The organism is Streptomyces sp. SID5910 (assembly GCF_009862125.1).
GTDB lineage: Bacteria > Actinomycetota > Actinomycetes > Streptomycetales > Streptomycetaceae > Streptomyces.
In genome coordinates, this window is the sequence record NZ_WWHX01000404.1 from 1 (window position 1) to 9074 (window position 9074).

At 73.8% G+C, this 9074-nt stretch carries 8 protein-coding genes; 1 reads left to right on the forward strand and 7 read right to left on the reverse strand.

Annotation, left to right across the window (positions count from 1 at the left end; all coding sequences use genetic code 11):
* Positions 1-132: 132 nt before the first annotated feature.
* The 3 genes from GTW67_RS14505 to GTW67_RS14515 form a co-directional block, all read right to left on the reverse strand.
* The gene (locus GTW67_RS14505) at positions 133-1536 is read right to left on the reverse strand and encodes a PAS domain-containing protein (RefSeq protein ID WP_346010657.1); all 1404 of its coding nucleotides are present in this window, start codon (positions 1534-1536) and stop codon (positions 133-135) included.
* Between the two features lie 163 nt (positions 1537-1699).
* Positions 1700-2542 (reverse strand): GNAT family N-acetyltransferase, encoded by an 843-nt coding sequence (locus GTW67_RS14510; protein WP_161165233.1) that lies wholly within the window; start codon positions 2540-2542, stop codon positions 1700-1702.
* Between the two features lie 343 nt (positions 2543-2885).
* Positions 2886-3986: a citrate synthase 2 gene (locus GTW67_RS14515; RefSeq protein WP_161165234.1), complete on the reverse strand. Its 1101-nt coding sequence runs from the start codon at positions 3984-3986 to the stop codon at positions 2886-2888.
* 255 nt (positions 3987-4241) lie between these two features.
* On the opposite strand from GTW67_RS14515, the gene pdxH reads away from it, so the two are divergent.
* Complete coding sequence (gene pdxH, locus GTW67_RS14520; protein WP_202437229.1) at positions 4242-4919, forward strand: pyridoxamine 5'-phosphate oxidase; 678 nt, start codon at positions 4242-4244, stop codon at positions 4917-4919.
* A gap of 22 nt (positions 4920-4941) precedes the next feature.
* Here the strand turns inward: pdxH and GTW67_RS14525 are convergent, their stop codons facing one another.
* From GTW67_RS14525 to GTW67_RS14540, 4 genes are read right to left on the reverse strand one after another with little or no spacing between them, the layout of a single operon-like run.
* Positions 4942-5556, reverse strand: a complete 615-nt coding sequence (locus GTW67_RS14525; protein ID WP_202437230.1) for a TetR/AcrR family transcriptional regulator — start codon at positions 5554-5556, stop codon at positions 4942-4944.
* Positions 5544-6278: an enoyl-CoA hydratase family protein gene (locus tag GTW67_RS14530; RefSeq protein ID WP_161165237.1), complete on the reverse strand. Its 735-nt coding sequence runs from the start codon at positions 6276-6278 to the stop codon at positions 5544-5546. The genes GTW67_RS14525 and GTW67_RS14530 overlap by 13 nt, the downstream gene beginning before the upstream one ends.
* Positions 6275-7843, reverse strand: a complete 1569-nt coding sequence (locus tag GTW67_RS14535) for an AMP-binding protein (RefSeq protein ID WP_161165238.1) — start codon at positions 7841-7843, stop codon at positions 6275-6277. Before GTW67_RS14535 ends, GTW67_RS14530 begins: the two co-directional genes overlap by 4 nt.
* Before the next feature lie 28 nt (positions 7844-7871).
* Positions 7872-9017 (reverse strand): acyl-CoA dehydrogenase family protein, encoded by a 1146-nt coding sequence (locus GTW67_RS14540; RefSeq protein WP_161165239.1) that lies wholly within the window; start codon positions 9015-9017, stop codon positions 7872-7874.
* Positions 9018-9074: the final 57 nt, after the last annotated feature.

The window sequence follows — 9074 nt, forward strand, 5'->3', positions numbered from 1 at the left end:
GGGCCGGGGGCCGCATGCGCACCCGGCGGCGCACCGGCCGGGCATCGCTCACGACCGCAGGCGTCACCCGGGGCAGCGGCGGCCGGGGTCGCGGGCGTGGGGTGGCCGCCGGCGGCGTTCGCGGGCGGGCGGCTACTTCTCCCCCACCGCGCCCGCCAGGTCCAGCGTCGTTGCGATGCGGACCGCGACGTCTTCCGCGTACATCGCGTCGGGGCGTTCGAAGGGGCCGCGGCCGGGGCCGCGCAGGAACGTCACGACGCCCAGGGTCCGCCCCCGGCTGCGCAGCACCGCGCACAGGGCGTGCACCGCGTCCGCCGGCCACTGCCGGGCCTCGGCCCACCGGCGGGCCTGCTCGGGCGGCACCGTGCCCGTGCCCGCGCTCGCGCGCACCGAGCCCATCCGGTCCACGCACTGCAACGCCGGATGCCCCTCCGCGTAGCGCACGGGCAGCCCGGCCGCCCCGGACGGCAGGCCCGTCCCCGGCGCGCCCGACGGCGTCGTCACCACCCGCACCAGCCGCACCGGCTCCGCCGACGCGGAGTCCGCGAGCGCACCGCCCGCCACCCGGTCGATCAGCGCGTGGTCCGCGAACCCGGCCAGCGCGAAGTCCAGGTGCACGGTCGCCGCCTCCGCCGCGTCCTCGCACTCGGCCGCCGCCCGCGCCGCGCGGTGCAGCTGGTTGGCGCGGAACCGCAGCAGCGCCGCCTCCTGCTCGCCCTGCTTGGCCTCGGTGACGTCCGTGAACAGCCAGCCGACGCCCAGCGGCACCGGCTCCTCCGCGAGCGGCGAGGCCAGCCGCACGAACCCGCTGCGCCAGCACCGCCGCCGCTCCCCCTCCGGGGTGCGCACACTCACCCAGATCTCGGCGGGCGCCGGCGGCGCGCCCTCCGCCAGGACATGCGTGAGGGCGCTCTCCAGCTCCTCCACGCCCTGGGAGAGCAGGTCGCCCAGCGGGCGGCCCAGCACCGCCGTACGGCCGGTGCCCAGCGCGCGTGCCGCGTGCGCGTTGACCACGGCGGGCCGCAGGTCCACGTCCACGAGGACGACACCCCAGCTCGCGTCCTCCAGCAGCGCCTCGCTCAGCGCGATGGACCGCTCCAGGTCGATCTGCGTGTGCACCTCGCTGAACGCGCAGTACACCCCGGCCGGCCGTCCGTCCGGGCCGCGCACGGCCGCAGACTGGGTGCGCACCAGCACCCGACCGCCGTCCTTCGTCAGCAGCGCGAACTCGTTCACCTGACGCCCCGGCGCCCGCATCGCCGACAGCAGCCGCTCCTCGACCTCCCCGGCGTCCGCGCTGCGCACCGCCCAGCCCGCGAACCCGTGCCGGCCCACGGCCTCGGCCGCGGTCCAGCCGAGGATCCGCTCCGCCTCCCGGTTCCAGTGGGTGACGACACCGTCGGCGTCGAACGCGCACAGCGCCGCGTCCATCCCGTCGAGCAGCGCGGCCAACAGGTCCGCGCCGTCCCGCTCGGGCTGCTCCGGCTCGTCCGGCCCCAGCTCGTCCGTGGTCCCACTACGCCGGGAAGCACTCACCTGAACCCCCTGCAGGCTGCGTCCGCCGTACCGTACGCCGGTTCCTTCACTGGCCTTCATTCAACTCGAACGTGATGCAGCACACACCGGGTTCCCGCAAGATTGCGGAAATCGTTGCGCAGCGGAAACCCGGCATACGCCCCTGTCATCCAGGGTCCCGCCGTCACTCCACGGACGCCAGCCGCAGATCCACCCACTCGTCGCTCTCGCCGTCCAGGACGTACCGCTCCTGCTCGGTGAACCCGCGCGCCCCGGCGAACCGCAGCCCCTCCTCGTTGGCCGCCAGCACCACCGTCTCCACCGGCCCGGCGCCGAGCCCGCGCGCGTGCGCCAGCCCCCGTTCGTAGAGCGCCGCGCCGATGCCGCGCCCCCGGAACGCCGGCAGCGTGCGCGCGATCACGGTCGCCACCCGCTCCTCCCCCGCGGGCGGCCGCACGGTGGAGCATCCGACGAGGACGTCCCCGAGATAGGCGTTCTCCAGCCGGTACCGGACGGCGCGCTCGCGCACGTCGTCCAGGGACATCGCGGCGGGCGGCACGATCTCGTTGTGGACGTGCCGCCACTGCTCGGCCATGGCGTCGCCGGCCACGGCCTCGATCCGCAGCCCCGCCCCGGGCGTGACGGGTCCCCGGCGCGCGTCCACCTCGATCTCGATGCGCATCCGCTCGTCCGCGAGCCCGCACACCGCCATCGTGGCCGCGGGCCGCACCTCGCCGAACACCCGCCGCAGCACGGGCCAGCACCGCTCGAAGTCCTCCCGCGCGGGCAGCAGGTACCGCACCCGCACCACGTCCGCGAAGGTGCAGCCGGCCTCGGCCAGCGCGGCACCTATGGTGCGCAGGCACTGCTCGGCCTGCTCCACCACGTCGTCGGCGATGGTCATCGCCGCGTAGTCGAACCCAGTCGTCCCCGACACGTGCACCCGGTCCCCGTCGACGACGGCCCGGGCATACCCGATCCGCTCCTCGAAGCTGGACCCACTCAAAATCGTCCGCCGCTGCGTCATGCCCGGAACGCTAGGTGATCAGGCAGAACGCGTCCACGCATATCGGTGGCCGGACCGGCGCGAAAAAAGTCGTTGCCCCGACGGCCGTCCGGTTTTTAGTGTGGGGGCACACGAGAAGGGAGGTGGTTCGGCAGATGTATGAGATCCGGACGCGTGAGGTGGCTGCGGGCTAACGGCCCGGCACCACACGGAGTGCGGTGCCGGACCAGCGCGTGAGAGACGCGTGCAGCCGGCCCAATCCCAAGCAGTCACCCGACCCGCGAGTCGCCGGTACGTCCGGCCGGCTCCTCCTCGGAGGAACCTGACTCGCGGGTCGTCTGCGTGCTGCGGGGCCTTTTGGGGGTCAGCCCGCGATGTCCTCGTAGCCCTCCACCTCGCGCGGGTCGCGGGGGCCCGGGCCGGTGTAGCGGGCGGAGGGGCGGACCAGGCGGCCCGTGCGCTTCTGTTCCAGGATGTGCGCCGACCAGCCGGCCGTGCGGGCGCAGGTGAACATGGACGTGAACATGTGCGCCGGGACCTCGGCGAAGTCCAGCATGATGGCCGCCCAGAACTCGACGTTGGTCGCCAGGACGCGGTCCGGGCGGCGGTTGTGCAGCTCGGTGAGGGCCGCCTTCTCCAGGGCCTCGGCGACCTCGTAGCGCGGCGCGCCCAGTTCGCGGGCGGTGCGGCGCAGGACGCGGGCGCGGGGGTCCTCGGCGCGGTAGACGCGGTGGCCGAAGCCCATGAGGCGCTCGCCGGCGTCCAGGGTCTTCTTGACGTACGCCTCGGCGTCCCCGGTGCGCTCGATCTCCTCGATCATGCCGAGGACGCGGGAGGGCGCGCCGCCGTGCAGCGGGCCGGACATGGCGCCCACGGCTCCGGAGAGGGCGGCGGCCACGTCGGCGCCGGTGGAGGCGATGACGCGAGCGGTGAAGGTGGAGGCGTTCATGCCGTGCTCGGCGGCGGAGGTCCAGTAGGCGTCCACCGCGGCGACGTGCTTGGGGTCGGGCTCGCCGCGCCAGCGGATCATGAAGCGTTCGACGACGGACTGGGCCTTGTCGATCTCACGCTGCGGGACCATCGGCAGGCCCTGGCCGCGGGCGGACTGGGCAACGTAGGACAGGGCCATGACGGCGGCGCGGGCGAGGTCGGCGCGGGCCTGCTCGGCGTCGATGTCGAGGAGGGGCTTGAGGCCCCAGACCGGCGCCAGCATGGCGAGCGCCGACTGGACGTCGACGCGGATGTCGCCGGAGTGCACGGGGATGGGGAAGGGCTCCGCGGGCGGCAGGCCGGGGTTGAAGGCGCCGTCGACGAGCAGGCCCCACACGTTGCCGAAGGAGACGTGTCCGACCAGGTCCTCGATGTCGACGCCGCGGTAGCGGAGGGCACCGCCCTCCTTGTCGGGTTCGGCGATCTCCGTCTCGAACGCGACGACTCCCTCTAGTCCGGGTACGAATGCGGACATCAGGCGGCTCCTCGTGGTCGTGATGTGTGGCGACCCGCGCGGGGACGAGTGCGGTCGTCCCCATGGATCCACGGTCGTGTCCCGGCTCGCGGTCCCTGCGGTCACCCGTGTGATGCCCCGTCCGGCCGGTGCTCATCCGACCGGGACGGAACCAGCACGATATCCCCGGGTGTCACCTTTGGGGAGGGGGTGCGGCACTCAGTGCCACTGCGTGACGAAGGACACCGGGGGGCCGGGCGGCGCGGATACGGCAGGATGGCCGTCGTGACCGACCGCGATGCCGTCCCCTTCGATCTTCCGTCGATGCGCAAGCAGTACCGGGCCGACGGGCTCCTTGAGAGCGAGCTCGCCGCGACGCCCGTCGAGCAGTTCGCGCGCTGGTTCAAGCAGGCCGCGACGGACGGCGGCCTGTTCGAGCCGAACGCCATGGTCGTGTCCACGGCGGACGCCGAGGGCCGGCCCAGCTCGCGCACGGTGCTGCTGAAGCACTTCGACGAGCGGGGCTTCGTCTTCTACACCAACTACGAGTCCCGCAAGGGGCGCGAGCTGGGCGAGAACCCGCACGTGGCGCTGCTCTTCCCCTGGCACGCGATGGCCCGCCAGGTGATCGTGACGGGCGTGGCGCGGCGGACCGGGCGGGACGAGACGGCGGCGTACTTCCGGACCCGGCCGCACGGTTCGCAGCTCGGGGCGTGGGCGAGCGTCCAGTCGTCGGTGGTGGCGGGCCGGGAGGCGCTGGACTCCGTGTACGACGAGCTGGCGGCGCGCTATCCGGAGGGCGAGCGGGTGCCGGTGCCGCCGCACTGGGGCGGGTTCCGGGTGGTGCCGGGCACGGTGGAGTTCTGGCAGGGCCGGGAGAACCGGCTGCACGACCGGCTGCGGTACGTGGCGCGGGCCGACGGGGGCTGGCGGGTGGAGCGGCTCGCGCCGTGAGCCCCTGGCGGGCCGGGGCGGGTCAGCCCAGCGCTCCGTCGAGCAGGTCCGCCCACTGGGCGACGACGCGTTCGCGCCGGGCGGCGTCGTCGGTGAGGAGGTTGGCGAGGCCGAGGCCGCGGGCCATGTCCAGGAGGCCCTGGACGGTCTCGCGGACGCCGGGGCGGCTCTCGTCGGCGCCGAGGAGGTCGACGGCGATGCGGTGGGTCTCGCGGCCCACGCGGGCCTCCAGCTCGGTCACCCGGCCGCGCAGCTGCTCCTCGTTGGAGGCGGCGACCCACAGGTGGAGCGCGGCGCGGAACAGCGGCCCGGTGTAGAGGTCGACCAGGGCGGCCACCGCGGCGCGGCGGTCGTCGGCCGCCGCGCCCTCGGGGAACAGGGCGCGCAGGGCGCCGGAGCGTTCCTCGGCGACGTACTCGACGGCCGCGGTGAACAGGTCCTCGCGGGTCGGGAAGTGGTGCTGGGCGGCGCCGCGGGAGACGCCGGCGCGTTCGGCGACGACGGAGACGGTGGAGCCGGCCCAGCCGTGTTCGGCGAGGCAGGCCACGGCGGCCGCGAGGAGCCGCTGCCGGGTGGCCCGGCTGCGGTCCTGCTTCGGTACGCGCTCGGCACGGTCGGCCGCGCTCACACCACCCATTCCGGATCCCGTCGTTCGAGGAAGGCCGTCATCCCCTCGCGGGCCTGCGGGGAGGAGAACAGCCGGGCCGAGAGCGCGGTCAGGTCGGCCGCGTCCCGGTCGAAGGCCTCCAGCACCCTAGCCGTGAGCAGCCGTTTCGTCTCGGCCAGGCCCTGCGGTGAGGCACGGCGCACACCGTCGAGGACGGGTGCGAGTACGGCGTCCACGTCGTCGCCGGCCGCGGTGACCAGGCCGAGGCGGGTGGCCTCGGCGGCGTCGAAGCGCTCGCCGGTGAGGTAGTGGCGGGCGACGGCGCGGGGGTCGGTGCGGGGCAGCACGGTGAGGCTGATGACGGCGGGGGCGACGCCGATGCGGACCTCGGTGAAGGCGTACGTCGAGGTGGTGGACGCGACGGCGACGTCGCAGGCGGCGAGCAGGCCGAGGCCGCCGGCGCGGACGTGTCCGGTGACGCGGGCGATGACGGGTTTCGGCAGCTCCACGATCTGCCGGAGCAGGGCGACGAGGGCGTCCGGGTCGGGCGGGTCGCGCAGGTCGGCGCCGGCGCTGAAGGTGGTGCCGGTGTGGGTGAGGACGACGGCGCGGACGCCGGGGTCCTTCCCGGCGTCGGTGAGGGCGGCGGCCAGGCCGGTGACGAGGGCCGCGGAGAGGGCGTTGCGGTTGTGCGGGGAGTCGAGGGTGAGGGTCTCGACGCCCCGCGCGCGCGTGCGGTCGATCAGGGTCACGGGCGGCCTCGCAGTTCCCGGCGGAGGATCTTGCCGCTGGCGGCCCGCGGCACGGCGTCGACGAAGGTGACCCGGCGGACGCGTTTGTAGGGGGCGACGCGTTCGGCGACGTACATCATGACCTCTCCTTCGGTGGGCCCGTCGGCGGGCGTCCGGCGCACCACGTGGGCGTGCGGCACCTCGTTGCCGTCGTCGTCGTGGGCGCCGACGACGGCCGCGTCGGCGATGCCGGGGTGGGTGAGGAGGAGGGCCTCCAGTTCGGCGGGGGCCACCTGGAAGCCCTTGTACTTGATGAGTTCCTTGACGCGGTCGACGACGAAGAGCCAGCCGTCGGCGTCGACGTGTCCGACGTCCCCGGTGTGCAGCCAGCCGTCCGGGTCGATCATGGCGGCGGTGGCGTCGGGGCGGCCCAGGTAGCCCTTCATGACCTGGGGGCCGCGGATGAGGATCTCGCCGGACTCGCCGGCGGGGAGGTCCTTTTCGGGGTCGTCGAGGGAGACGATGCGCATCTCGGTGCCGGCGATGAGCTTGCCGACGGTGCCGGGCGGCGCGTCGGCCATGGCGTCCAGGGGGACGACGTGGGTGCCCGGGGACAGTTCGGTCATGCCGTAGGCCTGGCCGACGGGCGGCAGGCCGAGCCGCTGCGAGCAGGCGGCGGCGAGACGCGCGTCGAGGGGGGCGGCGGCGCTGACGATGTACTTCAGCGAGGACAGGTCGTAGTCGGCGACCAGGGGGTGCTTGGCGAGGGCCAGGACGATCGGCGGGGCGACGTACAGGCCGGTGATGCGGTGGTTCTGGATAGCGGCGAGGAACTGCTCCAGGTCGAAGCGGGGCAGGACGACGACGGTGGCGCCGAGCCGCAGCGGGGCGTTCATGAGGGCCGTGAGCCCGTAGATGTGGAAGAGCGGCAGCACCGCGAGGATCCGGTCGCCGGGTCCGGCCGCGACGGCGGGCTGGAGCTGCGCGAGGTTGGTGGCGATCTGCCGGTGGGTGAGCATGACGCCCTTGGGGGTGCCGGTGGTGCCCGAGGAGTAGGGCAGGGCGGCGACGTCCTCGGCCGGGTCGATGGCGACCTCGGGTTCGGGCGCGGTCGAGGCGAGCATGTCGATGAGGGAGCGGTGGCCGGACGCGCTGTCGCACACGAAGATCTCCCGGACGCCGCCCGCGAGTTCGGCGGCCCGGCGGGCGACGCCCAGGAGGGGTGAGACGGTGACGATCCAGCGGGCCCGGGAGTCGCCGAGCTGCTTGGCGAACTCCTCCGCCGTGGCGAGCGGGTGCACGGTGGTCACCGAGGCACCCGCGCGCGTGGCGCCGTAGAAGGCGATCGGAAAGGCGACCGTGTTCGGGCTGTGCAGGGCGAGGACGTCGCCCTTGCGCAGCCCGGCCTCGGCGAGGGCGGCGGCGACCCGCCGGTGGAACCGGTCCACCTGCTCGTACGTGAGCGTGGTGCCGTCGGTGCCGTCGACCAGGGCCGGGGCGTTGCCGAACACGGCGGCCCGGCCGAGCACGGCGTCGTGGATGGGCTGTTCGACGGGCGGGACTTCTGCGTACTCGCTGCGGAACACGGTTCCTCCAACGCGGGCTGGATACGGCCTAGTACGACTTGGGCAGGCCCAGGGTCTGGTGGGAGACGTAGTTGAGAATCATCTCCCGGCTGACCGGGGCGATACGAGCCACGCGCGACGCCGTTATCAGCCGGGCGAGCCCGTACTCGCGGGTGAGGCCGTTGCCGCCGAGGGTGTGCACGGCCTGGTCGACGGCCTTCACACAGGCCTCGCCGGCCGCGTACTTGGCCATGTTGGCGGCCTCGCCCGCGCCGATGTCGTCGCCCGCGTCGTACAGATGGGCCGCCTTCTGCATCATGAGGCGGGCCAGTTCGAGGTCGATGTGCGCCTGGGCGAGGGGGTGGGCGATGGCCTGGTGGGCGCCGATGGGGGCCTTCCAGACGGTGCGCTCACGGGCGTACTCGACGGCCTTGGCGAGCGCGTAGCGGCCCATGCCGATCGCGAAGGCGGCGGTCATGACGCGCTCGGGGTTGAGGCCGGCGAAGAGCTGGAGGAGGCCCGCGTCCTCGTCGCCGACCAGGGCCTCCGGGGGCAGCCGTACGTCGTCCAGGACCAGCTCGAACTGCTTCTCGGCGGCGTCCAGTTCCATGTCGATGGGGCGCCGCTGGAAGCCGTCCGCGTCGCGCGGGACGATGAAGAGGCAGGGCTTGAGGTTGCCGGTGCGGGCGTCTTCGGTGCGGCCGACGATCAGGGTGGCGTCGGCGATGTCGACGCCGGAGACGAAGACCTTGCGGCCGGTGAGCAGCCAGTCCCCGCTCGCCGGGTCGCGGCGGGCGGTGGTGGTGATGCGGTGGCTGTTGGAGCCGGCGTCGGGTTCGGTGATGCCGAAGGCCATCAGGCGGCTGCCGTCGGCGAGGGCGGGCAGCCACTCCTGCTTCTGGGCCTCGGTGCCGAAGCGGGAGATGACGGTGCCGCAGATCGCCGGGGAGACGATCATCATGAGCAGGGGGTTGCCGGCGGCGCCCATCTCTTCGAGGACGAGGGAGAGTTCGGTGATGCCGCCGCCGCCACCGCCGTATGCCTCCGGCAGGTTGACGCCGATGTAGCCGAGCTTGGCGGCGTCCTGCCAGAAGCGGTGGTTGTCTGTGCCGAGGGTGGTGGGGTGGGTTTTGGCGAAGGCCTTCACCGCTTCGCGGAGGGACTTGTGCTCTTCGGATTCGAGGAGGGTGGTCACTGTGCTCCTTCGGGTGCGGGTTTCGTTGTGGCTGGTCGCGCAGTTCCCCGCGCCCCT